General features: G+C 62.1%; 23 protein-coding genes and 1 pseudogene. 11 read left to right on the forward strand and 13 right to left on the reverse strand.

The annotated features are described in order from the left end of the window. Nucleotides 1-773: 773 nt before the first annotated feature. The 4 genes from thrC to JQ567_RS34000 all read left to right on the forward strand — a co-directional run bounded on the left by thrC (nt 774) and on the right by JQ567_RS34000 (nt 5,087). Complete coding sequence (gene thrC, locus JQ567_RS33985) at nt 774-2,192, forward strand: threonine synthase (RefSeq protein ID WP_212442864.1); 1,419 nt, start codon at nt 774-776, stop codon at nt 2,190-2,192. After that, entirely contained in the window at nt 2,189-3,478 is a 1,290-nt protein-coding gene (locus tag JQ567_RS33990) for a pitrilysin family protein (protein WP_212442865.1), read from the forward strand. The genes thrC and JQ567_RS33990 overlap by 4 nt, the downstream gene beginning before the upstream one ends. A 124-nt stretch (nt 3,479-3,602) precedes the next feature. Beyond that, nucleotides 3,603-4,190, forward strand: a complete 588-nt coding sequence (locus tag JQ567_RS33995) for a GNAT family N-acetyltransferase (protein WP_212386404.1) — start codon at nt 3,603-3,605, stop codon at nt 4,188-4,190. A gap of 246 nt (nt 4,191-4,436) precedes the next feature. Next, complete coding sequence (locus JQ567_RS34000; RefSeq protein WP_212442866.1) at nt 4,437-5,087, forward strand: hypothetical protein; 651 nt, start codon at nt 4,437-4,439, stop codon at nt 5,085-5,087. A gap of 52 nt (nt 5,088-5,139) precedes the next feature. Here the strand turns inward: JQ567_RS34000 and JQ567_RS34005 are convergent, their stop codons facing one another. The 5 genes from JQ567_RS34005 to JQ567_RS34025 all read right to left on the reverse strand — a co-directional run bounded on the left by JQ567_RS34005 (nt 5,140) and on the right by JQ567_RS34025 (nt 7,741). Next, nucleotides 5,140-5,625, reverse strand: coding sequence for an ATP F0F1 synthase subunit B (locus JQ567_RS34005; protein WP_212442867.1), 486 nt, complete (start codon nt 5,623-5,625; stop codon nt 5,140-5,142). A gap of 3 nt (nt 5,626-5,628) precedes the next feature. Continuing rightward, nucleotides 5,629-6,201, reverse strand: a complete 573-nt coding sequence (locus JQ567_RS34010; RefSeq protein ID WP_212442868.1) for a F0F1 ATP synthase subunit B' — start codon at nt 6,199-6,201, stop codon at nt 5,629-5,631. Nucleotides 6,202-6,258: 57 nt separating this feature from the next. Beyond that, nucleotides 6,259-6,489, reverse strand: coding sequence for a F0F1 ATP synthase subunit C (locus JQ567_RS34015; protein ID WP_192735362.1), 231 nt, complete (start codon nt 6,487-6,489; stop codon nt 6,259-6,261). A 57-nt stretch (nt 6,490-6,546) separates the two neighbouring features. Further along, entirely contained in the window at nt 6,547-7,296 is a 750-nt protein-coding gene (locus JQ567_RS34020; RefSeq protein ID WP_192735361.1) for a F0F1 ATP synthase subunit A, read from the reverse strand. A 73-nt stretch (nt 7,297-7,369) separates the two neighbouring features. Next, nucleotides 7,370-7,741, reverse strand: a complete 372-nt coding sequence (locus tag JQ567_RS34025; RefSeq protein ID WP_212442869.1) for an AtpZ/AtpI family protein — start codon at nt 7,739-7,741, stop codon at nt 7,370-7,372. A 339-nt stretch (nt 7,742-8,080) separates the two neighbouring features. Here JQ567_RS34025 and JQ567_RS34030 point away from each other — a divergent pair, with 339 nt between their 5' ends. From JQ567_RS34030 to JQ567_RS34040, 3 genes are all read left to right on the forward strand, one after another. Next, entirely contained in the window at nt 8,081-8,716 is a 636-nt protein-coding gene (locus JQ567_RS34030) for a 2-hydroxychromene-2-carboxylate isomerase (RefSeq protein ID WP_212442870.1), read from the forward strand. Nucleotides 8,717-8,778: 62 nt separating this feature from the next. After that, nucleotides 8,779-9,327, forward strand: coding sequence for a hypothetical protein (locus tag JQ567_RS34035; protein ID WP_212442871.1), 549 nt, complete (start codon nt 8,779-8,781; stop codon nt 9,325-9,327). Nucleotides 9,328-9,491: 164 nt separating this feature from the next. Further along, complete coding sequence (locus tag JQ567_RS34040; protein WP_212442872.1) at nt 9,492-9,962, forward strand: secondary thiamine-phosphate synthase enzyme YjbQ; 471 nt, start codon at nt 9,492-9,494, stop codon at nt 9,960-9,962. A 232-nt stretch (nt 9,963-10,194) separates the two neighbouring features. Here JQ567_RS34040 and JQ567_RS34045 read toward each other — a convergent pair whose 3' ends face one another. After that, entirely contained in the window at nt 10,195-11,838 is a 1,644-nt protein-coding gene (locus JQ567_RS34045; protein ID WP_212442873.1) for an MFS transporter, read from the reverse strand. A 419-nt stretch (nt 11,839-12,257) separates the two neighbouring features. Between JQ567_RS34045 and JQ567_RS39135 the strand changes: the two are divergent. Beyond that, nucleotides 12,258-12,413 (forward strand): annotated as a pseudogene (locus JQ567_RS39135) (MAPEG family protein); the annotation flags it as partial. Between the two features lie 138 nt (nt 12,414-12,551). Here the strand turns inward: JQ567_RS39135 and nhaD are convergent. The 6 genes from nhaD to JQ567_RS34080 all read right to left on the reverse strand — a co-directional run bounded on the left by nhaD (nt 12,552) and on the right by JQ567_RS34080 (nt 17,496). Next, nucleotides 12,552-13,832: a sodium:proton antiporter NhaD gene (gene nhaD / locus JQ567_RS34055; protein ID WP_212442874.1), complete on the reverse strand. Its 1,281-nt coding sequence runs from the start codon at nt 13,830-13,832 to the stop codon at nt 12,552-12,554. A 122-nt stretch (nt 13,833-13,954) separates the two neighbouring features. Further along, nucleotides 13,955-14,323, reverse strand: coding sequence for a hypothetical protein (locus JQ567_RS34060; protein ID WP_211997866.1), 369 nt, complete (start codon nt 14,321-14,323; stop codon nt 13,955-13,957). Nucleotides 14,324-14,407: 84 nt separating this feature from the next. After that, nucleotides 14,408-14,731 (reverse strand): hypothetical protein, encoded by a 324-nt coding sequence (locus tag JQ567_RS34065; RefSeq protein WP_212442875.1) that lies wholly within the window; start codon nt 14,729-14,731, stop codon nt 14,408-14,410. Further along, nucleotides 14,728-15,174, reverse strand: coding sequence for a hypothetical protein (locus tag JQ567_RS34070; protein ID WP_212442876.1), 447 nt, complete (start codon nt 15,172-15,174; stop codon nt 14,728-14,730). The genes JQ567_RS34065 and JQ567_RS34070 overlap by 4 nt, the downstream gene beginning before the upstream one ends. A gap of 50 nt (nt 15,175-15,224) precedes the next feature. After that, nucleotides 15,225-17,204 carry a sodium:solute symporter family protein gene (locus tag JQ567_RS34075; RefSeq protein WP_212442877.1) on the reverse strand — a complete coding sequence of 660 codons (1,980 nt, stop codon included), beginning with the start codon at nt 17,202-17,204 and terminating at the stop codon, nt 15,225-15,227. 13 nt (nt 17,205-17,217) lie between these two features. Then, nucleotides 17,218-17,496, reverse strand: coding sequence for a DUF4212 domain-containing protein (locus JQ567_RS34080; RefSeq protein ID WP_212442878.1), 279 nt, complete (start codon nt 17,494-17,496; stop codon nt 17,218-17,220). 294 nt (nt 17,497-17,790) lie between these two features. On the opposite strand from JQ567_RS34080, the gene JQ567_RS34085 reads away from it, so the two are divergent. From JQ567_RS34085 to JQ567_RS34095, 3 genes are all read left to right on the forward strand, one after another. Further along, nucleotides 17,791-18,399 (forward strand): hypothetical protein, encoded by a 609-nt coding sequence (locus JQ567_RS34085; protein WP_212442879.1) that lies wholly within the window; start codon nt 17,791-17,793, stop codon nt 18,397-18,399. 203 nt (nt 18,400-18,602) lie between these two features. Further along, complete coding sequence (locus JQ567_RS34090) at nt 18,603-19,277, forward strand: response regulator transcription factor (RefSeq protein WP_212442880.1); 675 nt, start codon at nt 18,603-18,605, stop codon at nt 19,275-19,277. Nucleotides 19,278-19,293: 16 nt separating this feature from the next. After that, nucleotides 19,294-19,968, forward strand: a complete 675-nt coding sequence (locus JQ567_RS34095) for an HAD family phosphatase (protein WP_212442881.1) — start codon at nt 19,294-19,296, stop codon at nt 19,966-19,968. A gap of 349 nt (nt 19,969-20,317) precedes the next feature. On the opposite strand, the gene JQ567_RS34100 is transcribed toward JQ567_RS34095, so the two are convergent. After that, nucleotides 20,318-23,827 (reverse strand): PAS domain-containing hybrid sensor histidine kinase/response regulator, encoded by a 3,510-nt coding sequence (locus tag JQ567_RS34100; protein WP_212442882.1) that lies wholly within the window; start codon nt 23,825-23,827, stop codon nt 20,318-20,320. Nucleotides 23,828-23,854 lie beyond the last annotated feature (27 nt).

The raw sequence follows: 23,854 nt of genomic DNA on the forward strand, positions 1-23,854 counted from the left end.
ATTGCGCAGGGAAGGCCGGGTGTTCTCCGCTGGACCTGTATGCTCGTGTGCATTTTGTTTTGTGCAAACCGCACGCGGGACCGCGGGTGCAGCGCGCACCCGGTCTTCCCTGCGCCCTCTCATTTCGGGGGCAAGGAATTTCCAGGTAAAGCTCGGGCGCAATGCGTCGCGAGAATGCGAACACACACCTCCAGAGGCGTTAGTGACAGAACCGAGAAACCGCGGCGTACTGGGTCCCCCGCTTTCGCGGAGGACGACAGTTGTGGACGTCATTGCGAGGAGCGAAGCGACGACCTGTCCGCCGTAGCTCGAAGAGCGAAGGCGGAAGCAATCCATTCTTTCTTTGTGCGGCGAGATGGATTGCTTCGCGGAGCCTGTCATCGGGCGCGCGTTCGCGCGACCCGGTGGCTCGCAATGACGACGGAATGGGCGTGCCACAACCCGGCTGTCATCGCCCGGCTTGGCCGGGCGACCCAGTATTCCAGAGGCGCCAGTGATTGAATCGAGAAGCCGCGGCGTACTGGGTCACCCGCCGGAGCCTGTCATCGGGCTCGCCGAAGGCGAGACCCCCGGTGGCGGGTGACGACAGCGACGGGTGAGGCGACGCCAGCCAAATCGCGCCAACGCCCTTACCCCGCACTCACCTTTTCGCCATTGCGGCATTTCACAAGGAGCGAAAACGCTTTAAGGTGCCGCGCGCTTTGTCGTTGGCGAAGGGTAATAATTCACAGATATCAAAGGGTTAGCGGAAGCTGGCGCCTTTGGAGGGCGGTTTGACGCGGTATATTTCGACGCGGGGGGAAGCTCCCACCTTGGGTTTTTGCGATGTGATGCTGACCGGGCTTGCCCGCGACGGCGGACTCTATGTGCCTGAAACCTGGCCGCAGCTTTCGCCCGAGACCATCGCCGGATTTTTCGGACGACCCTATTGGGAAGTCGCGGTCGAGGTGATCAGGCCGTTCGCCGGCGGCGAGATCTCCGACGCCGATCTCGGCCGCATGGCCAATGAAGCCTACGCCACCTTCCGCCATCCCGCGGTGGTGCCGTTGCGGCAGACCGGCGCGAGCCAGTTCGTCCTCGAACTTTTCCATGGTCCGACGCTGGCGTTCAAGGACGTCGCGATGCAGTTGATCTCGCGGCTGATGGATCACGTGCTGGCCAAGCGCGCGCAACGCACCACCATCGTCGTGGCGACCTCAGGCGATACCGGTGGTGCCGCGGTCGACGCCTTTGCCGGTCTCGACAATGTCGATCTGATCGTGCTGTTTCCGCATGGCCGGATTTCCGACGTGCAGCGGCGGATGATGACGACGACGGGCGCGGCCAACGTGCACGCGCTGGCGATCGAAGGCAATTTCGACGACTGCCAGGCGATCGTGAAGGAGATGTTCAATCATCACGGCTTTCGCGATGCGGTCTCGCTGTCGGGTGTCAATTCGATCAACTGGGCGCGGGTGGTTGCGCAGGTCGTTTATTATTTCACCTCGGCGGTGGCGCTCGGCGCGCCCGCGCGCACGGTCGATTTCACGGTGCCGACCGGGAATTTCGGCGATATCTTTGCCGGCTACGCCGCCAAGAAGATGGGGCTGCCGATCCGCTGGCTGCGCATTGCCTCCAACATCAACGACATCCTGCCGCGCACGCTGAAAACCGGCAACTACGAGGTGCGCGAGGTCCATGCGTCAGCGTCGCCCTCGATGGATATCCAGGTGTCCTCGAATTTCGAGCGGCTGCTGTTCGAGGCGAGCCGCCGCGATGCCGCCAGCGTGCGCCGGCTGATGGGCTCGCTGAAACAGTCCGAGCGTTTCGTGCTGCCGGACGCGACGCTGGCCGCGATCCGCGAGGAGTTCGACGCCGGGCGCGCCGACGAGACCGAGACGGCGGCGGCGATCCGCGCCGCCTGGCGCGAGGCCGGCGACCTCGTCGATCCCCATACCGCGGTGGCGCTGGCGGTGGCCGATCGCGACACCTCGGATTCGAAGATCCCCAATATCGTGCTGTCGACCGCCCATCCGGCCAAATTCCCCGATGCGGTCGAGGCCGCCTGCGGCGTGCGACCGCAATTGCCGGCCTGGCTCGACGGCCTGATGACCAAATCTGAACACATCACGGTGATGAAAAACGATTCAGCCGAAGTGGAGCGATTCGTGCGTTCGGTGAGCCGTGCCGCGAAGCAGGGAGTTACCGGATGAGCGTTGACGTCACCAAGCTAGCATCCGGCCTCACCGTCATTACCGACAGCATGCCCCATCTGGAGACCGCCGCACTTGGCGTGTGGGCCGGCGTCGGCGGCCGCGACGAGAAGCCCGACGAGCACGGCATCTCGCATCTGCTCGAACACATGGCATTCAAAGGCACCACGCGGCGCTCCTCGCGCGAGATCGTCGAAGAGATCGAAGCGGTTGGCGGCGACCTCAATGCGGGGACCTCGACCGAGACCACCGCCTATTACGCGCGGGTGCTGAAGGCCGACGTGCCGCTGGCGCTCGACGTGCTCTCCGACATCCTCGCCAATGCGTCCTTCGTGCCAGACGAACTCGAGCGCGAGAAGGGCGTCATCGCCCAGGAAATCGGCGCGGCGCAGGATACGCCCGATGACGTCGTGTTCGAGCATCTCAACGAGCTCTGCTATCCGGACCAGCCGATGGGGCGGTCGCTGCTCGGCACCACCAAGACGCTGAAGAAATTCGATCGCGACATGTTGCGCGGCTATCTCACCCGGCATTATCGCGGGCCGGACATGGTGGTGGCGGCGGCGGGCGCCGTCGATCACAAGCGCGTCGTCGAGGAAGTGACGCAGCGCTTTGCGAGCTTTGAAGCAACCCCGGCGCCGAAACCGCAGCCGGCGATGTTCGGCAAGGGCGGCTCGCGCGTCGTGCATCGCGACCTCGAACAGGCGCATATGACGCTGGCGCTCGAGGGCGTGCCGCAGACCGACCTGTCGCTGTTCTCGCTGCAGGTGTTCACCAACACGCTCGGCGGCGGGATGTCGTCGCGGCTGTTCCAGGAAGTGCGCGAGAAGCGCGGCCTGTGCTACTCGATCTACACCTTCCATGCGCCCTATAGCGACACCGGGTTTTTCGGCCTCTATACCGGCACCGATCCGAACGATGCGCCGGAAATGATGGAAGTGATCGTCGACGTCATCAATGACGCGGTGGAAACCCTGACCGAGGCCGAGATCGCCCGCGCCAAGGCGCAGATGAAGGCGGGGCTCCTGATGGCGCTGGAAAGCTGTTCCTCCCGCGCCGAGCAGCTGGCCCGCCATATGCTGGCTTACGGCCGGCCGCTGACGGCGGAAGAGCTGGTTGCCCGGATCGACGCGGTCAGCGTGGAATCGACCCGCAATGCCGCCCGGGGCCTGCTTTCGCGCAGCCGGCCGGCGGTCGTGGCGCTCGGCAGCGGCAGGGGTCTGGACACGGCGGTGACTTTTGCGGAAGGATTGACCAAGGTGAAGGCCAAGACCTTGTTACATTGAGACCGTGTTACATTAACAGCTTGCTACATTAGGACGTTGCTGCGCTGGAGCATGATCCGGAAAAGTGGGTACCGGTTTTCCGAAAAAGATCCAGACAGGTAAGAGGATGCTTGGGAGTTAGGGCATGGCCCTGTTTCGGTTGCCATCCAGCGGACCGGCCGCACTCATGCCGCGCGGCCACGGCCTGTTGCTGCGCGCCCCGCAAATGGCGGATTTCCTGCAATGGGCGCAATTGCGCGAATCGAGCCGGGCCTATCTGACGCCGTGGGAGCCGATCTGGCCGTCGGATGACCTCACCCGGGCCGGCTTCCGGCGGCGGCTGCGGCGCTATGCCGAGGATATCGCGGCCGACCGGTCCTATCCGTTCATCATTTTCCGCGAATCGGATGGCACCATGATCGGCGGCATCACGCTGGCCAATGTCCGCCGCGGCATCGTGCAGGCCGGCACCATCGGCTACTGGGTCGGCCAGCCCCATGCCCATCGCGGTTACATGACGACGGCGCTGCGGGTGCTGCTGCCGTCGCTGTTCGGCGAGCTCAATTTGCACCGTATCGAGGCGGCCTGCATTCCTACCAATACGCCCTCGATCCGGGTGCTCGAGAAATGCGGCTTTACCCGCGAGGGGCTGGCGCGGCGCTATCTGTGCATCAACGGTGTCTGGCAGGACCATCTGCTGTTCGGCATGCTGCATGAGGATTTCCGCGGCTAACCCATCATTTCAGGGCCTTTACGCGCCTCTAGGCGGCCTTGGGTTCGCCGCCATTGGCCTGCTATAAGGCCGCCGGAGCGTTTTCGAGCGAAGTGGATACCGGTTCGCATAGCAATCAAGTTTACGCAGATTGCGTAGACTTATCTGCGGTAGAAAACGCGTCAAAACAAGAATCCAGAGCGTCGGTTCTGATCCGATGCTCTGGGGAAGATAACTTCGAGATGACGTGGATGCCGGGGACGTCGCATGGGTAATGATCGGTTGTTCAGGGTAGCACTCGCGGCCACGGTCGTGGCCGGGCTCGGCTGCGGCCTCGCGCAGCCTGCGTCGGCGCAGTCGCTGACCGACCGCTTCAAGGGCCTGTTCGGCGGCAAGTCGGACGAGCCGGCACCGGCCCCAGGCGCCGCGCCGAAAGCTGAACAGGATATCGGCGACCTGACCTGTCCGGACGTGAGGGTCAGGGCCGGCGCGTCGACCTATGCCGTGGCCGCGCCCGGCAAGCAGCCGGTCGGCAACGATTTGCGCTTCCAGGCGACCATCGGCAAGACGGCTCGGGAATGCAGCCTCAATGGCGGCGTCATCACCGCGCGGATCGGGATTCAGGGGCGCGTCATTGCCGGTCCTGCCGGCGCGCCGTCGTCGGTGCAGGTTCCGCTTCGCGTCGCGGTGGTGCAGGGCGGGATCAGCGAAAAGACCATTGCCACCAAGGCCTATCAGACCACGGTCAACATGACCGAGACCGGCAGCGAACCCTTTACGCTGGTGGTCGAAGATCTAGTCTATCCGGTGCCTGCGCCCGGGACCAGCGACAACTACATCTTCTACATCGGCTTCGACCCGCAGGCCCTGAAGCCGGAGCGGCCGGCGCCGCGCAAGAAGGCGGCGCCCACGCAATAAAAAACCGGCGCGAAATGATCGCGCCGGCTTCCGTCTCTTGATTTGAAACCGCTCAGTTCAGCTTGGCGCGAACCTCGGCGATACCCTTGGCCATCAGGTCATCGGCCACCGAGCCCTTTACCGACTGCAACAGGATGGTCGACGCTGCGGCCACTGCGGCATTGGCCGCGGCGGAACGGACGTCGGCGAGCGCCTGCGCTTCGGCGAGGGCGATCTTGCTCTCGGCGGTCTTGGTGCGGCGGGCGACGAAGTCTTCCATCTTGGCCTTGGCTTCGACCGCGATCCGCTCGGCTTCGGCCTTGGCGTTGGAGATGATTTCCTCGGCCTCACGCTCGGCGCTGGTGCGCTTGGCCTTGTATTCCGCGAGCAATGCGGCGGCCTCGTCCTTCAGGCGGCGGGCGTCGTCGAGTTCGGCCTTGATGCGTTCGGCGCGATGGTCGAGCGCCTTGAGCACCGTGCGATGGATGCCGAGATAGGCAAACAGCGCCAGCAGGATGACGAACGCAACGGCAACCCAGGTTTCTGGCAGGGCGAACATCATCTATCCCTTCAACGAAGCATCGACGGCGCTGTTCACCGCGCCGCCGTCGGGCAGCACGCCGGTCAGCCGCTGCACGATCGCGCCGGCCGCATCCGCGGCAATGCCACGGACGTTGCTCATGGCGGTCTCGCGCGTTGCCGCGATGGTTTTCTCGGCCTGGGCAAGCTTGGCGGAGAGCTGGTCTTCCAGCGTCTTGCGCTCGGCTTCCGAGGCCGCGTTCAGCTTCTCGCGGGTCTCGGCGCCGATGGCCTGGGCGCGGGAGCGCGCCGAAGCCAGGTCGGCCTCATACGCTTTCAGCGCCGCGTCCGACTCGTCCTTCAGCTTCTGTGCTGCCGCCAGATCGCCTTCGATCGCATTCTGACGTGCATCGATCACGCCGCCGACGCGCGGCAGCGCAATGCGCGACACGATCAGGTAAAGCGCGACGAACGCGATGACCAGCGACACCAGCTGCGAAGCGAAGGTGCTCGACTCGAACGGAGGAAATCCTCCGCCGTGATGGCCACCATCGGCTTCGGTGTGGGCGCCGGTCTTCTGGCCCTTGGCGGGGGCGCCCTGACTCTTTTCAGCCACGGGGTACTCCTGTTGCTGTCATGCGCGCCGCCGGAGGGCGGCGCGGGAAGGTGCAGCTCAGAGCGGAACGAACAGCAGCAGCAGCGCGATCAGCAGCGAGAAAATGCCGAGCGCTTCGGTCACGGCGAAGCCGAAGATCAGGTTGCCGAACTGGCCCTGGGCTGCGGAAGGATTGCGCACCGCTGCGGCGAGGTAGTTCCCGAAGATGATGCCCACGCCGACGCCCGCGCCGCCCATGCCGATGCATGCGATGCCCGCGCCGATGAGTTTTGCTGCTGATGCTTCCATTTTCTTGAGCTCCTTAGAGGGATAGACGAAGTTGTGGGTGGGAATTCTCCGGACCGCTTAGTGTCCCGGATGAATGGCGTCGTTGAGGTAGATGCAGGTGAGGATCGCGAACACGTAGGCCTGCAGGAACGCGACCAGCAGTTCCAGCGCGGTCAAGGCGACGGTGAGCGCCAGCGGCAGGATGCCGCCGATCCAGCCGACCGCGCCCAGCGAGACGCCGAGCATCGCGACGAAGCCCGCGAATACCTTCAGCGCGATGTGCCCGGCCAGCATGTTGGCGAACAGACGCACGCTGTGCGAAACCGGCCGCAGGAAGAACGACAGGATTTCGATGAACATGACCAGCGGCAGGATGTAGATCGGAACGCCGGAGGGGACGAAAATCTTGAAGAACTTGAGGCCGTTCTTGTAGATGCCGTAGAACAGCACGGTGAAGAACACCAGGAACGCCAGCGCGGCGGTCACGATGATGTGGCTCGAAATCGTGAACGTGTAGGGAATGATGCCGACGAGGTTCGAGACGCAGATGAACATGAACAGCGTGAAGATCAGCGGGAAGAACTTCATGCCTTCCGAGCCGGCGGTGCTGCGAATGGTGCTGGCGACGAACTCGTAGGAGATTTCGGCGACCGACTGGAAGCGGCCGGGAACCAGCTGCCGCCCGCCACCGAGCATCAGCACCGCCGTCAGCGCCACCGCGATGAACATGTAGAGCGACGAGTTGGTGAAGGCGATCGTCTGATTGCCGATATGGCCGATCGTGAAGAGGGGCTCGATGTTGAACTGATGAATCGGGTCGATTTTCATCCGCGCGGGCCTTGGTCCGCCGGCCTAGCTTGCCGGCAATCGAATTTCAAATGTCGTGACTTCCCGTCGGCGCTCAGCGTCTGCCCGAGGCTACGCCCGCGTATCTCACCACGTTGACCACGCCGGCGACGAAGCCGAGCAGCAAAAACACGATGAAACCGAACGGCGATGTCGACAACAACCAGTCGAAACCCCAGCCAATCCCTGCCCCGACGGCAACGCCCGCAACCAACTCCGAGGAAAGGCGGAAACCAAGCGCCATCGCCGAAGCTCTGGCCGCCCTGTCGCCGCTTTCAGTACCGGGTTGATCAGTCTTGATTTTTCGGCTGTCACGAATTTCGGACAACCGGTGATCGAGACTTCCGAGCCTTGCGGAAAGCGCAGCTTCATCGGACGACGATTGATCGCGATTTCCACCTGCGTTGTCGCTTTTGTCTTCGGCCATGCCCAAGACATTAAACGATGCTGCGGTTGATGGAAATTACGCCCGTCACCCTTAAAAGCCGCGCGGACCATACTTACCGCGTCTAATCAAGTCAAGATTGCGCCGTAACCAGTTAGTGCATTGATTTAACTGGATTTATTTAGAGATATTCCACGACCCTGTGGACCCGTCATCGCAGTGCAGCAGCAAAAGCGTTTTGAAGCGAAGCAGAGGCCGGTTCGCGTCAGGAAAAGCCGTTCGGACAAAAGGCCCTGGCGCGGCAAGGGGCGATCTTGCGCCGATTCGGCTGACCTGTTGGGATGCCGTTTGCGCCTATCATCAGCCGTTCCCGGAGCCCGCATGCCGCGCCAGGTCGACTACTATTTCTCGTTTCAATCGCCGTGGGCCTATATCGGCCATGGGCCGTTTAGCGAGCTCGTAAGTGCCTATGATCTCAAGGTAAATCACAAGCCCGTGGTGCTGGTCGATCTGTTCTCGGAAACCGGCGGGTTGCCCCTGATGAAACGCCATCCGGTGCGGCAGCGCTACCGGATGGTCGAGCTGCAGCGCTGGCGCGACAAGCGCGGCCTGAAATTCCATCTGCAACCCGCGAATTGGCCGTTCAACGCACGGCTCGCCGACGGTGTCGTGATCGCGGCGATCGAGGCCGGGCTCGATCCCGATCGGTTTCTGCGGCGGGGCTTTGCCGGCGTGTGGGAGGATCAGCTCAATCTGGCCGATCCCGCGACGATTGCGCAACTGGCCGACGAATCCGGGCTGCCCGGCAAGCAATTGGTGGAGCGATCCGCCACTGATGCGATCAGCACGGCCTATGAGCAGAATCGCCAGGATGCGCTGGCCGCCGACGTGTTCGGCTCGCCGGTCTATGTGTTGGATGGCGAAGTGTTCTGGGGACAGGACCGGATAGAATTGCTGGGAGACGCGTTGAAGTCCGGCCGCGCGGCCTATAGCTCAAAGGTCCAGGGCGTCGTGTGATGCGCCTCTGTGTGTCCTGGCGGTTGAGGAAACCGGTACTGTCTTTAAGGCGGAGCAAGCCCATGAGCACAGCGTCGTCCTCCAGAATGTTTCTCTGCAGATTGTTTCTCTGCGTTGTTGCCGTGCTGGCGCTGGGTGTTGCCAGCGCCAGCGCCGCGCCTCCGAAGGCGATGCCGGATACGGAGAACGGCCGTTATGCGCTATCCTCGACGCCGGATGGCGTGCTGCGGCTCGATACCCGAACCGGCGCGATTTCGACCTGCAGCAATTCGGGCGCGGGCTGGGCCTGTTACGCGGTGCCCGATGAGCGTGCGGCGCTGGATGCGGAGATCGGCCGGCTGCAGGCCGACAATGAAAAGCTCAGGCAGGATCTTGCGTCGCGCGAACCGACCGTTGCCGGCAAGATCGAAGAGCCGATGCCGAAATCCGACTCGCTGAAGAAGAGCGAGCCCAAGAACGACCCCAAGATCGCCGAGGGCGAACGCAAGATCGAAATTCCACTGCCGAGCGATCGCGACATGGATCGCATGATGTCGTTCCTGGAGCGGGCCTGGCGGCGGTTGATCGAGATGGCCAACCGCGTGCAGAAGGACGTCAACGGCAGGATTTGAACACGTCGTCCCGGCGAAGGCCGGGACCCATAACCACAGGGCGTCGTTGTTCGAAGGGAGTCGTCGACCACTGCCTTTCATCAGGACGCCCGCGGCGTATGGGTCCCCCGATGCGCAATTGCGCATCTGAGCTCAAGGCCGGGACGACGAAGAGATGAGGCCTTATGACCCAACCCAAATCGCTGTCCCGCACGCCATCCTCCAGCGTCACCGCGACGAGCATCGTCTCCTCAATGCTGACTGTGCAAACCCCGGGAGCGGGCTTTACCGACCTCACGGCCGAGATCGCAAAATTCGTGCGCGAGGCCGGCGCGCGCGAAGGGGCGGTGACGCTGTTCATCCGTCACACCTCGGCGTCGCTGACGATCCAGGAAAATGCCGACCCGACGGTGCTCGACGATCTCTTGACGGCGCTGAACCGGGCCGCGCCCGAAAACGCCGGATGGCGCCACGACACCGAAGGCCCCGATGACATGCCCGCGCACATCAAGACCATGCTGACCGCGACCTCGCTGCAGGTCCCGGTGCTGCGCGGCGCGCTGGCGCTGGGAACATGGCAGGCGATTTATCTGATCGAGCACCGGGCGCGGCCGCATCGGCGCGAGATCGTGCTGCAGTTTATCGGCAGCGCCTGATGCGCGCCCGCCAGAGCTTCGGTCCTGATTGAATCAGAACCGAAGCTCCAGACTCCTGTTTTGACGCGTTTTCTACCGCAGATAAGTCTACGCAATCTGCGTAAACTTGATTGCTGTGCGAACCGGTATCCACTTCGCTCGAAAACGCTCTAAAAACAAAACCGGCCGCGGATCGCTCCGCGGCCGGTTCCTGTTGTGATCGTCCGGTGGCTGCCCGCCGGACGAAACCGGGTTACTTCGTGATGTCGACGTCCTTGGTTTCCGGCAGGAAGAAGAAGCCGACGACCGCGGTGATCGATGCGAAGATGATCGGGTACCAGAGACCGGCGTAGATATCGCCGGTCGAGGCCACGATCGCGAACGAGGTTGCGGGCAAGAGACCGCCGAACCAGCCGTTGCCGATGTGGTAGGGCAGCGACATCGAGGTGTAGCGGATCTTGGTCGGGAACAGTTCGACCAGCATCGCCGCGATCGGCCCGTACACCATGGTGACGAAGATCACCAGGATGAACAACAGCCCGATCACCGCCGCGACCCGCGGTTTGAAGATGTCGAACGGGTGCGCCATCTTCACGATCTGGGCGTCGCCGGCCTTCGGATAGCCTGCAGCCTGCACCGCGCCCAGCACCGCCGGGTTCGAGGTCTTGGCATCCGTGTAAGCCACATCCTTGCCGTTGACGACGACCTTCACGCCGGTGCCTTCGTAGCGGGTCGTATACTTGACCGACTGCTGAGCGAGATAGGCGCGAGCGGTGTCGCAAGGCGCGGTGAAGACGCGGGTGCCGACCGGGTTGAACAGGTCGCCGCAGGCCTTGGGATCGGCGACCACCTCGACCTTGACCGTCTCGATCGCCTTTTCCAGCGCCGGGTTGGCGTTGCTGGTGATCATCTTGAAGATTGGGAAGAAGGTCAGCGCCGCGATCAGGCAGCCCGCCAGAATGATCGGCTTGCGGCCGATCTTGTCGGACAGCGCGCCGAACACGATGAAGAAGCCGGTGCCGAACAGCAACGACCACGCGATCAGCAGGTTGGCGGTGTAACCGTCGACCTTGAGGATCGATTGCATGAAGAACAGCGCGTAGAACTGGCCCGTGTACCAGACCACGCCCTGGCCCATCACGCCGCCGATCAGCGCGATAATTACGATCTTGGCGTTGCTCCAGTTGGCGAAGGCTTCGGTCAGCGGAGCCTTGGAGCTCTTGCCCTCGTCCTTCATCTTCTGGAACACCGGCGATTCATTGAGCCGCAACCGGATCCAGACCGAGATGCCGAGCAGCACCACCGAGACCAGGAACGGAATGCGCCAACCCCATGCAGCGAAGTCAGGCTCGCCTAGCGCCGTACGGGTGAACAGGATCACCAGCAGCGACAGGAACAGGCCGAGCGTTGCCGTGGTCTGGATGAACGAGGTGTAGTAGCCGCGTTTGCCCATCGGGGAATGTTCGGCCACGTAGGTCGCCGCTCCGCCATATTCGCCGCCGAGCGCGAGGCCCTGCAACAGTCGCAAGCCGATCAGGATGATCGGCGCCGCGATGCCGATGGTCGCCGCATTGGGCAGGATGCCGACGATGAAAGTCGACAGGCCCATGATCAGAATGGTGACGAGGAAGGTGTATTTGCGGCCGACGATGTCGCCGACCCGGCCGAACACGATGGCGCCGAACGGGCGAACGATGAAGCCCGCGGCGAACGCCAGCAGCGCGAAGATGTCGCGGGTGGCCTGGTTGAACATCGGCTGGTTTGTTGCGGGATCAATGACGCCGAAGAATTGTGCGCCGATCACGCTGGCAAGCGAACCGAACAGGTAGAAATCATACCATTCGAAAACCGTGCCGAGTGACGAAGCCAGAATGACGAAACGTTCGTCCTTCGTCATTCCTCCGGTTCTAACTTTTTCCGTTGCCGCCATTGAAGACATTTCGATCGCTCCCGCTTTTTTCTTGAAACACGAACATGTGCGTTGCGTCTGTTCGACGCGCAATTAATTAGGCGCCTCACTACATGTTCAGGAACCGTGCCCCAATAGTACTTTCGGCTGGCGTCGATCCGTTGCGCCTACGGTTGGCCTGTCAGACGCGGCTGCTGCGGTTGGTATGATTGCGCCAGCGAATCGGCGAGGAGTGCTGATTTTACCGGGACAAATGACCTTCGCGTTCCAGGCCAGGGTCTTCGGAAATGCCCCAGCTCTCGCCCAAATTTTGCAAATCAGTTAGACAAAAGGCGGGACCCTTGCTGCGCGGGAATCCTGCCCGTTAGGGAGGCGATGTCCAACTAAAGTCCAATAATCGAGAAGATAAGCGCGATGACATACGCCCATCGGCCCTTGCTGCCCGCCTTGAACGGGCTCAGCGGAATTTTCTTGAGACGTTTCCCGTCTTTGTCGCAGCGGTACTGATGGTCCAACTGTTGGACCGGAGCGGAGTCATCAGCTCTGTAGGAGCTCTGCTTTAAATTGGATGGCGTGCGATCTTTCTTCCGCTGTATGCGTGGTGGGGCGTTTCCTGGCTGCGCACCTTCAGCTAGAACATCGCCACACTCGGCTTAGTCTTTGATCATGGCGCAACTTGCGCTTTGAACGAAGCCCTGCCTTCAATGCAGCAACTTGTATTGCACGATGTAGACGGCGGCGCCGCCCAAGTAGCCCAACAGGGCCAACCCGCTGATGCGTCGAACGTACCAGAAGAAGTGAATTTTTTCGAGACCCATCGCGGCGACGCCAGCCGCAGAGCCAATAATCAGGATTGAACCGCCGGTTCCTGCGCAATAGGCGATGAACTCCCAAAGGAAACTATCGGTCGGATATTGCGCGAGACTGTACATGCCCATGGAAGCGGCCACGAGCGGTACATTGTCCACGATGGCACTCAAGAGGCCGAGTAAGACGACAATCACATCCTGACGACCGACGGTTTGATCCAGCCACTTCGCCAGCATCTTCAGAACATGGGTATGCTCCAGGGTGGCCACCGCCAACAGAATGCCGATGAAGAAAACAATCGACGCCATGTCGATTCGCATGAGCGCATGGGCCAAGGTCAGCGGTTTCTTTTCGTCCGGCCCCTTGTCTCGATGGATCAGCTCGCCAACCACCCAGAGGATGCCAAGCGCAAAAAGTACTCCCATGAAGGGTGGCAAGTGAGTGATGGTCTTGAAGGCTGGCACTGCGATCAGGAGGCCCAGCCCTAAATAGAAAATCAAATAGCGCTCGAATGGATTGACCGGCCTTTCCGAACTCTCGCGGTTGTCCGGCGGCGCGATTACCGTCCCCTTGAGCAGATAGGTGACGACAAGCAGCGGCAGGAGCAGGTTGACCAGCGAGGGCAGGAACACTCCTTTGATAATGGGAAGGGGCGTAATCTGACCGCCGATCCAAAGCATGGTAGTTGTCACATCGCCGATTACCGACCATGCGCCACCGGCATTTGCAGCGATCACAATCATCGCCGCAAAGAACAAACGGTCGTTTTGGCTGCCCGAGAGTTTCTTCATCAGGGAAATCATGACAATTGTCGTCGTCAGATTGTCGAGCACGGCACTGAGGAAGAAAGTTACGAGGCAAACAATCCACATCAGGGTGGTTTGCTTCGTGGTGCGGATTTGCGAGGTGATGACCTCGAAACCATTGTGCGCGTCGATCACCTCGACGATCGTCATGGCTCCGATCAGGAAGAATACAATCTGAGCGGTCGAAGCGACTGACTCGTTTAGCTGGTTTCCGATTAGCGCATGATCGCCGCCAAACACCGCATACACGGTCCAGAGCAATCCGGCTCCGAGCAATGCTGAGGCACCCTTGTTGATTTTGATCGGATGTTCGAGCGCGATGGCCGCGTAGGCCACGATGAAAATGACAACGATGGCACCGAGCAAGATCGCCTCTCATGATTTTTTAGCTGCGGTTGGCACGATTACATCATGTCACCGGTCGAAGGACCGGATTGATTGCTGCGAAGACAATTAGCCGCACTGAGGGAGCCAGACGGAGGGCTGAACTAGAGTCCAATGACGGAGAAAAACAGCGCAATGCTCCACATCACAATTGAGATGATCGCGGTCCAGCTCGCGAACAGCAAATAGGTCTCGCGCATGACCGTCGAAATCGTCCTTTGAGCGAAGGCCTGGGGCGGACGTTTCTCCTTGGGAAGATAGAGCCACATCTCGGTCCGGCGGTGGTCCTTCGTTCGGGCTTCACGGGCCTTCAGAACGAGGACAAGTGTCATCGCCATGCTCAGAAACCCTCCCGCCTGAAAGGCAGAACGCGGCAGGAAGGATAGGCCGATCATGACGCAGAAAATAGCCAGCGACGCGAACCCGCATGCGCGCAGCACCGTTTCATAGGCAATACGGCGCATCTCTTCCATGATCCGCCACTCTCCGTCGTTGGCAAGCTCGTGTCGCTCAGCGTAGCGCCAAGATTTCGCGCCCTCAACCTCGGAGCTGCTCGGCTAAAGGCCGATTCGGAGGAAATTCCCGGCAGCGGGCAACGCCAGGAGCGCAGTTCCGGCAAGCCAGATCCAGAGCGAGGCATTGTTCGATTCCGGTGCGCCGGTGGCCCGTTCGTAAATTGCGGCCGGAATCCCGCCAAGGATGACTGTGGCGGTCGAAACCATCAGTGACGCGAACATCAGCGTCAATGACAGGCTGCCAAACAGCAGAGGACCGACGAGCGGCTGGACATAGAGCAACGCGAAAATCAGCCAGAGCTGGTTGAAGATGCCGTTGATCATTCCGAAGAACGCAATTCCGATGAAATAGAAATTGCGGTTCATGATGCCGCTCCGCCGAACCTGGGCGCGAGATTCAACACCAGCAACGTGTAGTGAAACAGCACGCGCAACCAGAACATCCAGACGAAGCCGAACAGCCACAGCACTGGGGGAGGGGTAACCTTCGGGGTTACGATCGCGAGGACGGCGATCACGGGATCGGTGATCCGGCAAAAGAATCGCCAGATATAGTTCGGCGAATCCGCGTCGACCATCAGGCCGAGCAGGAGCCGGCCGAGCATCGTGTACATCAACGCCGCCAGAATGAAGTTCGGCAGGTGAAAATACCAATAGCTGGCGAATGAAGTTGCCGTATCCAAAGTCCGATGCTCCCGCAGTGCTTCAGCAATCGACGAATCGAGATGTGTCACGGCACCACGATCGTGGTCAACAATGGCAAGTGGCGACTTTCCCGGCAAGCGATGTCGTGGCTTCATGGAAAGCAAAACGGGGCCCCGAAGGGCCCCGTTTGTCGAGATTGTGTGACGCAGCGCTCTTAAGTGGTTCTCTCTTCGAGCACCGTCCTGCCCCGCGGCTTGCGGATATCGTCGACATAGGCCTGCATTTCCGCCGACGGCTCCTTGCCGAGCTTGCTGACGATGTAAATGACCGCGAAGCCGAGCGGCGTTCCCAGCAAGCCGCAGGCGATGTTGTTGAGGTCGAACCAGCCGATCTTGTTCGCCATCGGGTGGGCCAGTGTCGGGAAACTCTCCATGGCATTGGGTAATGCCATGGCTTTGGCGATGTCGACCAGCGGCAGTCCCGTCAGCGGGTTGGTCAACGATGTCATGCCGAAATACGCCACGCCGGCGCCCGGGAAGTAGCGGGTGGTCACGAGGTAGAACAGGCACAGTCCGAAGCCGGCAATGATACCGCAGACCGCACCCGTCGCCGTGGTACGCTTCCACCAGACGCCCATCACGAGCGCCGGGAAGTTGCCGGCCATTGCCAGCGAGAACGCCCAGCCGACCATGGCCAGGATGTCGCCGGGTTTGGTGGCGGCAGTCGCGGCTGCGATCACGGCAACGACCACAAGAAGAGCGCGGGCCACGGTGAGCCGGCGCATGGTCGGCGCGTTGGGGTCGATCATCTTGTAGTAGACGTCGTGTGACAGCGCGTTTGCGATGGCGAGCAGCAGCCCGTCCGCGGTGGACAACGCGGCAGCGAGACCGCCGGCGGCGACGAGGCCCGAGATCACATACGGAAGTCCCGCGATCTCCGGCGTGGAGAGCACGATCACGTCCGTGTTGATGATGAAGTCCTGCAGCCTGACGACGCCGGGATGATCGGCAATCGCCTTGCAGGCTGCAACGATGGCGTCGATACTGGCCGCGTTCTTGCCGCAGATCTGGATCAGTCCGAGTTCACCCCAGTTGAACAACCATGGGCGGATGGCTGTCAGGTCCCGCCCGATGATGTTGGTGTAAACTTCCAGCTTCGAGAACGCCGCGTAGGCCGGCGCCGAGAAGTACAGCAGGAAGATGAACAGCAGCGACCATGCCACCGACTGGCGTGCCTCACGTACCGACGGGGTGGTGAAGTAGCGCATCAGGATATGCGGCAACGAAGCCGTTCCGACCATCATGCACATGATGATCGCGAAGAAGTTCAGCGGACTGTAGTTGATGAATGGTTGAATATGCGGCTTGAGGTTTGCCACCGTCGCAAGGCCGGTCGCCAGCATCTGCTGTTCTCGTGCCGTAATATCCACAATTGCCTGCCCGTAAGTCAGCTCCGGAATCGGAATCCCGTATTTCTTGGTGGACAGGATCACGATGGGGGTCAGATAAGCGATGATCAGCACGACGTATTGCGCGATCTGCGTCCAGGTCACCGCCCGCATACCGCCCAGCATCGCGCAGAGCAGAATGCCGACCAGGCCCGCAAACACCGCGAGCTCGAACTGCATTCCGAGGAATCGCGAGGCAATGAGGCCGGTGCCGTAGATCTGCGCCGTCACATAGGTGAAGGAGCAGGCGACGAGCACGATCACGCCGAGGAAGCGGGCGAAGTTGCCGCCATACCGGAACGACAGGAAGTCGGGCACCGTATAGGCGCCGAACTTGCGCAGATACGGCCCGATCAGGATCGATACCAGCACGAATCCGCCGGTCCATCCGAGCACCCATGCGAGGCCGTCGTAACCCAGCAGGAACAGGGTGCCGGCCATGCCGACGAAGGACGCCGCCGACATCCAGTCAGCGCCCGTCGCCATGCCGTTGTAGAAAGCCGGGACGCGCCGTCCGGCCACGTAATACTCCGAGACTTCAGCGGTTCGCGTCATCACGCCGATGATGGCGTAGACCGCGAGCGTGAAGAACACGAACAGGTAGCCCAGGATCTTGTTCGGAACACCCATCTGCTCCATCACCGCGAGCAAAAGGATGAACGCGATGAAGCCGCCGGTATAGGTGCCGTACATCTTGCCCAGATTCTTGATGAAGTCCGAGCTTTTGGCAGAAGCTTCTGTGGCCATGGTCTCTTCCCCCTCAATCTTCCTCGGCAAAGCCGTATTCGCGGTCAATCTTGTCCTGCTGTTTCGCGAACATGAACAGCATGACCACGAACACGATGAGGGACCCCTGCGCGGCCATATAGAAGCCGAGCGGGAAACCGAGGATCGGAATGATGATCTTGTTGAGGGGCACCACGAACATGTGGATGACGAAGCCGAAGAAGAACCAGACACCGAGATGCGTGAACATCAGGCGCGAGGTCTTTGCCCAGTGCGCCTCTTCCTTCTCTTTCATGCTTGTAGAGTCAGGCATCGTTGCAAATCCTCCCCAAAGCACCGGCGCATCAATGCACCGGATTAAATGATCGAGGGGAATGCAAATCCCTTCAGTGCGGCGCCCCCCTTGCCGCTTCTTCAACCGGTCTTGCGCCAGTCTGGAGTCATCTGACGCTAACACTACGAATGGTCAGGTCTTTATTATACTTTCGGCGGGTGTGAAATTGTTGCAGCTGCTAACAGAGATGCGCTGAGAACATTGGACTTGTCGTGAACCAGATGGGGTAAGCTGACGAAGCAGCCTGGGCCGATCGAACTGGATGAGACCGCGATGAAGCTGTTCGAAAAACTGTTTCGCCCCCGTCCGCCGATTCGCGATCGGGACGCGCTTGCGGACTTCATCGATGCGCAATCGGCCTTTATCGTGCAAAAGGGCATCTACGAATACTCGCGCGCCCGTGCAGGTCACTACGCCAAGGTGCTATTTGCCGAAGAGGGATTTGCGCAATCCGTCGAGCGCGCGCGCTGGAAAGCCTTTCCGCTGGGTCTTGCGATGGTAGGCGAAATGGTCGAGGGGGTGCTGGCTCATCACGCCGGGACCCAGCGCCGGGCCATTCTCGACCAATTGACGCTTGTGGTTCTCTCGGTTTTCGACCGCTATCCGGTTCCTCCGTCGATCGGCGAAGAAGCCTGGCTTGAGGCGCGTCGCGATCTCGCGCGCCGACTCGATCTGGTCGGCGGCCATGCGCCCAAGCGCGTGATGGACATTCCCGAGCCACTGGCGGAAAGCTATTTTTCGATGATGCCGATCCACGAAAAGCTGCGCGGACGGGATTTCCAGACAACGCGCAATTATCTCCGGGTCAGCCTTTGCAACATCCACGACGAATTGATTGATCGCCTTGACACGGTCGCTGTGGCCCATGCGCTGTTGAGATAAACCTGCTGCACGCGATCGTCGGCCTCATCGCAGGCGGACGGTTCCTGATTTGTGCGGCGCACAAATCGGCGGTTAACCGCGTCGCCGCATGGGGATATTGCCCGCTTGCATGAAGCCGCCGGGCAGGGGACAATTGTAAAACCGCTTGGCAGGCCTACAGAAAACGGTCACCGGCTTGCCGCAACGCTATTCGCAAGAAGTAAATGACTGCCTCCGCCAGCACCCATCTCGTCATCGCCGATGACCACCCGCTGTTCCGCGACGCCCTGCGGCAAGCGGTCGCGAGCGTCGTCAGCTCGGCCGTGATCAGCGAGGCGGGCTCGTTCGACGACCTCACGGCATTGCTGGAACGGGACTCCGACGTCGACCTGATCCTGCTCGATCTGACCATGCCGGGGATCTCGGGCTTCTCCGGCCTGATTTACCTGCGCGCACAATATCCGGCGATTCCGGTCGTGATCGTCTCCGCCAGCGACGACGCCGGAACCATCCGACGGTCGCTCGATTTCGGCGCCTCCGGTTTCATTCCCAAGCGCTTTGGGGTCGAGACGTTGCGCGACGCCATCATGAAGGTGATGGAAGGCGACGTCTGGGTTCCGCAGGACACCGACCTGTCTTCCGCCGCCGACCCGGACATGACGCGGCTGCGCGACCGGCTGGTGACGCTGACCCCGCAGCAGGTGAGGGTGCTGATGATGCTGTCGGAGGGGCTGCTCAACAAGCAGATCGCCTATGAACTCGGCGTCTCGGAAGCGACCATCAAGGCGCATGTCTCGGCGATCCTGCAGAAGCTCGGCGTCGAAAGCCGCACCCAGGCCGTGATCGCAGCCGCGAAAATCTCCGGCGGCCAGTGGCGCCAGGGCACGCCGACGGTGTAACGGCAAAGCAATCCGAATGCCGCCACTATCAGGGAAAGCGCTGCTGTTCGACATTGACGGCACGCTGGCCGACACCGATGCGCTTCATCTGGAAGCGTTCAATCAGGTCCTGGGTCCCCGCGGTCACACCTTTGATCACGCGCGCTTCAGCAAAGAGCTTCAGGGCTTCTCCAACGCCTCGATCAGCGCGCGGTTTCTCGCCGAGGAACCACCGACGCGCCAGACGGCGATCATCGGCGAGAAGGAGGCAACCTTCCGCAAGCTCGTTGCCGGGAAAGTCCAGCCATTGCCCGGCCTGATGGCGCTGCTTGCGCGCGCGGATCGCGCAAACATCCCCATGGTCGCGGTGACCAACGCGCCGCGGCTGAATGCCGAGATGTTGCTCTCCGGACTTGGGATCATGGATCGGTTCAAGGCGCTCGTCATCGGCGATGAACTTGCCCACGGCAAGCCGCATCCAATGCCATATCTGGAAGGCTTGCGCGCGGCGGGCGCCGCAGCCGCCCTGTCGATCGCATTCGAGGATTCCCGCTCCGGCGTTCAATCCGCCGCGGCGGCAGGCATCGCGACCGTTGGAATGCGGACGAGCCTCGGCCACGCCGACCTGATCGCGGCCGGCGCCGCCACGACGGCCGCGAACTTCGACGACCCCGCTTTGGTTCGGATGGTCGGGGCGACGATGAACTGGTGATGGTGGGAGACTGTATGGGAGGAGCGCAGCGATACCCATCCTACAGTCTCGTCTAGGACGGGCCGGTAACAGAGCGCTTCCTGAAGATAGCAACAGCGGCAAAGGCCCAACCAACGAGCCAGACTGCCAGGACCGCAAGCCAACCCTCCACAAACACGCCGCTTCTGGTTAATCCCTGCACGTTGCCGACCAGTAGCAACAGCGGCAGCAACAGAATCCCAAATGCCAACGAGCACCAATTCCAAGGGGCTCAGCCCCGCCAGAACGTCAGCCCGGCCGGCAGCATCGTCAGGAAGACCACGAAGAGCAGCCTGGGTAAGCCGCAAAACTCCAAGGACATGTCTCGCGCCTACTCCGCCGCCACCAGCTGCTGGGCGCGCCATTGGCCGAGTAGCGCCCGCAGCGATGCCGGTTTGACCGGCTTGTTCAGCACCGCGATATTTTCCTCGCGCGCGGCGGCCCGCACATTCGGACTGCGGTCCGCCGTGATCAGGATGGCCGGAATATTCTCGCCGAAACGGCGGCGGATCTCGCGGATCGCGGCGACGCCGTTGCCGCGGTCGAGGTGATAGTCGACCAGAAGGCCGGTGACGCTTCCGCCTGAGGTCTCGATCGCGGCGATCGCGGCCTCGGGGTCGGCCACCGCGATCACCTCGGCGTCCCACGCCGTGAGCAGCGTCTTCATGCCATCGAGGATCGCCGGATCGTTTTCGATGCAGACGATCAATGCGCCGCTCATCGGCGTTTTCGAGAGCGGCGTCGCGCTGGTGACCGCGGCGGTATAGTTGACCGCCTTGGCGACCGGCACCGTCACCGAGAAGACCGAGCCGCCGCCGGCATTGGCGCCCAGCGCGATGCCGTGGTTCAGCACCCGCGCCAGCCGCTCGACGATCGAGAGCCCGAGGCCGAGCCCGCGCGCGATCCGCGCGCCCTGTTCGAGGCGGTGGAACTCCTTGAAGATCTCGCCGCGCTTCTGCACGGGAATTCCGACGCCGGTATCAAAGATACCGATCTGCAGGGTTTTCCCGCGGCGGCGACAGCCGACCAGCACCCGCCCGCGCGGGGTATATTTGATGGCGTTGGATATGAAGTTCTGCAGCAGCCGGCGCAGCAGCGCGCGGTCGGATTCGACCGGCAGCGAGCACGGCACGAAGCTCAGCTTCAGCCCCTTGGCGCGGGCGATCGGGGCGAATTCGATTTCCAGCGACCGCATCAGGTCGGCCATCTTGAAGCTGGTGATCGAGGTGGTCATCGCGCCGGCGTCGAGCCGCGAGATGTCCAGGAGCGCGCCGAGGATTTCCTCGATCGCCTCCAGCGAGTCGTCGATGTTCTCGACCAGGCGCGAATCCTCGCCGCCGCTCTGGCGCTCGACCAGGCTCGTGACATAAAGCCGCGCCGCGTTCAGCGGCTGCAGGATGTCGTGGCTGGCGGCGGCGAGAAACCGCGTCTTCGAGATGTTGGCGTCCTCGGCGGTGCTCTTGGCCAGCGCCAGTTCGGAATTCAGCCGGGTGAGTTCCTCGGTGCGGTCCCGCACGCGCTTTTCCAGCGTCGCATTGGCGCGCTCCAGCGCTTCGGCCGCCTCGAAGCTCGGCGTGACGTCGGAGAAGGTGATCACGAGCCCGCCGCCCGGCATCCGGTTGGAGCGGACCTCGATCACCATGTGCCGGTCGGGCAGGCGCTCCAGATAGGGCTCGCCCTCGGTGGTGTAGGCGTTGAGCCGTTGCGCCAGCAGGGCGTCGCTGTTGCCGGAGCCGGGCGGGCTGACGGCATCCATGTATTCGAGGATCTCCTGCAAGGGAATCCCGAGCTGCACCAGATGCGGCGGCAGCGCGAGGATTTCGCCGAACTGCGCGTTCGAGCAGATCAGCTGCAGATCCGCGTCGAACACCGCAATACCCTGGCGCACATGGTTCAGCGCGGTCTGCAGGATCTCGCGGTTGAAATGCAGCGCGGCGTGGGAATCGTCGAGCAGTTTCAGCGCCGCCTTGGCGGAGACGGTGCGCTTGCGCAATAGCAGCGACATCACGAGGCGCGAGGAGGCCGCCCCGATCGAGGACGCGATCAGGCGTTCGGCGTGCTGCAGCAACTCGAAATCGGCGGGCGCGGCCGGATCGAGATGACCGGGATGGTCGGCGGTAAAACTCTCGAACGCCTGGCGGGCGCGGTCGGGGCCGAGATATTGCGCCACCGTGCTCTGGATGTCCTGCACCGTGACCGTGGTGCGCCAGCGCCGGAAGGTCGGCGTAATCGGCGTCAGCGTGCTCGGCACGAACAGGTCGGCCTGCAACCGTTCGATCGACGACGGCTGGCGCGCCATCGACATCGCGATGTAGGTCAGGATGTTGAGCGCGAGCGACCAGAGCACGCCATGCATCAGCGGCGGCAGATCGGCGCCGAACAGCGCCCGTGGGCGCAGCGCCTCGATGCCGAACGGCCCGTGCTGCAGGAATTGCATCCCCGCGGTGCTGGTCTCGAGGAAGCTCGGCAGAAACAGCGTGTAGCTCCATACCGCGACGCCGACCAGCATGCCGCCCATGGCGCCATGCGCGGTCGCCCGCCGCCAGAACAGTCCGCCGAAGAAGGCCGGCGCGAGCTGGGCGAGCGCCGCGAACGACAACAGCCCGATCGCCGCCAGTTGGGTGCTGCCGAGCGCGCGATAGTAGAAATAGGCCATCACCATGATGGCGAAGATCGCAAAGCGCCGCACCTTGAGCAGGAAGTCGCCGAAATCCTGCTGCCCCGGGTGCGTCCGCGGGCTCCGCTGCAGCACCAGCGGCAATACGATGTCGTTCGAAACCATGATCGAAAGTGCCACGCATTCCACGATCACCATCGCGGTCGCGGCCGACAGGCCACCGACGAAGATGCCGATGCTGAGCAGGTGCGCATTGCCCTCGATCGGCAACGCCAGCACATACATGTCGCTGTCGACGGCGCCGAACGGGAAGGTGACGAGGCCGGCGATCGCGATCGGGATCACGAACAGATTGATGGCGACCAGGTAAAGCGGAAACAGCCAGCGTGCGCGATTGACCTCGTCGATGCTGGAATTCTCGACCACGCTGACGTGAAACTGCCGCGGCAGCAGCATGATCGCGCAGAACGACAGCAGCGTCATGGTCAGGAAATTGCCGATTGAAGGCGAGTAGTTGATCGCGCGCATCGCTTCCGGCGTTTTCATCGCGCGTTCGAGCAGTTCGACCGGCGAGAACATCCAGAAGGTGACGAAGAGGCCGGCGGCGAGAAACGCCACCAGCTTGACGATGGATTCGGTGGCGATCGCCAGCATCAACCCGTGCTGGTGTTCGGTGGCGTCGGTCTGGCGGGTTCCGAACAGCACGGCGAACACGGCCATCGCCAGCGTCACTACCAGTGCGATGTCGCCGATCAGCGGGATCGAGGAGAACAGCTTGTCCTCGCTCAGGATCGTCTCCAGCGAGGAAGACATCGCCTTGAGCTGGAGCGCGATGTAGGGGACCGATCCGACAATCGCAATGACGGCCACGGTCGCGGCCACCGCCTGGCTCTTGCCGTAGCGGGCGGCGATGAAGTCGGCGATCGAGGTGATGTTCTGCGATTTGGCCAGCTGGATCACGCGGCGGAGCAGCGGCGTGCACAATCCGATCATCAGGATCGGGCCGAGATAGATCGCGAGGAATTCGACGCTGGTGCGGCTGGCGAAGCCGACCGAGCCGAAGAAGGTCCAGGAGGTGCAGTAGATCGCCAGCGACAGCGGATAGATCATCATGCTGGCGCGGCCGCGTTGGCTCGGCGACAGGCGGTCGCCATAGCTGGCGACGAAGAACAGCAGTCCGATATACGCGAATGCGGCGGCGATCACGCCCCAGTCGTGCAGCATTGCTGCCTGTCTCCCTTCCCGGCCTCT

Source organism: Bradyrhizobium sp. AUGA SZCCT0431 (assembly GCF_018131065.1).
Classification (GTDB): domain Bacteria; phylum Pseudomonadota; class Alphaproteobacteria; order Rhizobiales; family Xanthobacteraceae; genus Bradyrhizobium.

Bases quoted from the DNA above. Each gene is read 5' to 3' on its own strand.
- JQ567_RS33990 (WP_212442865.1), top strand. From the start codon at position 2,189: ATGAGCGTTGACGTCACCAAGCTAGCATCCGGCCTCACCGTCATTACC.
- JQ567_RS33995 (WP_212386404.1), top strand. From the start codon at position 3,603: ATGGCCCTGTTTCGGTTGCCATCCAGCGGACCGGCCGCACTCATGCCG.
- JQ567_RS34000 (WP_212442866.1), top strand. From the start codon at position 4,437: ATGGGTAATGATCGGTTGTTCAGGGTAGCACTCGCGGCCACGGTCGTG.
- JQ567_RS34005 (WP_212442867.1), bottom strand. From the start codon at position 5,625: ATGTTCGCCCTGCCAGAAACCTGGGTTGCCGTTGCGTTCGTCATCCTG.
- JQ567_RS34015 (WP_192735362.1), bottom strand. From the start codon at position 6,489: ATGGAAGCATCAGCAGCAAAACTCATCGGCGCGGGCATCGCATGCATC.
- JQ567_RS34020 (WP_192735361.1), bottom strand. From the start codon at position 7,296: ATGAAAATCGACCCGATTCATCAGTTCAACATCGAGCCCCTCTTCACG.
- JQ567_RS34025 (WP_212442869.1), bottom strand. From the start codon at position 7,741: ATGGCCGAAGACAAAAGCGACAACGCAGGTGGAAATCGCGATCAATCG.
- JQ567_RS34030 (WP_212442870.1), top strand. From the start codon at position 8,081: ATGCCGCGCCAGGTCGACTACTATTTCTCGTTTCAATCGCCGTGGGCC.
- JQ567_RS34035 (WP_212442871.1), top strand. From the start codon at position 8,779: ATGAGCACAGCGTCGTCCTCCAGAATGTTTCTCTGCAGATTGTTTCTC.
- JQ567_RS34040 (WP_212442872.1), top strand. From the start codon at position 9,492: ATGACCCAACCCAAATCGCTGTCCCGCACGCCATCCTCCAGCGTCACC.
- JQ567_RS34045 (WP_212442873.1), bottom strand. From the start codon at position 11,838: ATGACGAAGGACGAACGTTTCGTCATTCTGGCTTCGTCACTCGGCACG.
- JQ567_RS34060 (WP_211997866.1), bottom strand. From the start codon at position 14,323: ATGGAAGAGATGCGCCGTATTGCCTATGAAACGGTGCTGCGCGCATGC.
- JQ567_RS34065 (WP_212442875.1), bottom strand. From the start codon at position 14,731: ATGAACCGCAATTTCTATTTCATCGGAATTGCGTTCTTCGGAATGATC.
- JQ567_RS34075 (WP_212442877.1), bottom strand. From the start codon at position 17,204: ATGGCCACAGAAGCTTCTGCCAAAAGCTCGGACTTCATCAAGAATCTG.
- JQ567_RS34080 (WP_212442878.1), bottom strand. From the start codon at position 17,496: ATGCCTGACTCTACAAGCATGAAAGAGAAGGAAGAGGCGCACTGGGCA.
- JQ567_RS34085 (WP_212442879.1), top strand. From the start codon at position 17,791: ATGAAGCTGTTCGAAAAACTGTTTCGCCCCCGTCCGCCGATTCGCGAT.
- JQ567_RS34090 (WP_212442880.1), top strand. From the start codon at position 18,603: ATGACTGCCTCCGCCAGCACCCATCTCGTCATCGCCGATGACCACCCG.
- JQ567_RS34095 (WP_212442881.1), top strand. From the start codon at position 19,294: ATGCCGCCACTATCAGGGAAAGCGCTGCTGTTCGACATTGACGGCACG.
- JQ567_RS34100 (WP_212442882.1), bottom strand. From the start codon at position 23,827: ATGCTGCACGACTGGGGCGTGATCGCCGCCGCATTCGCGTATATCGGA.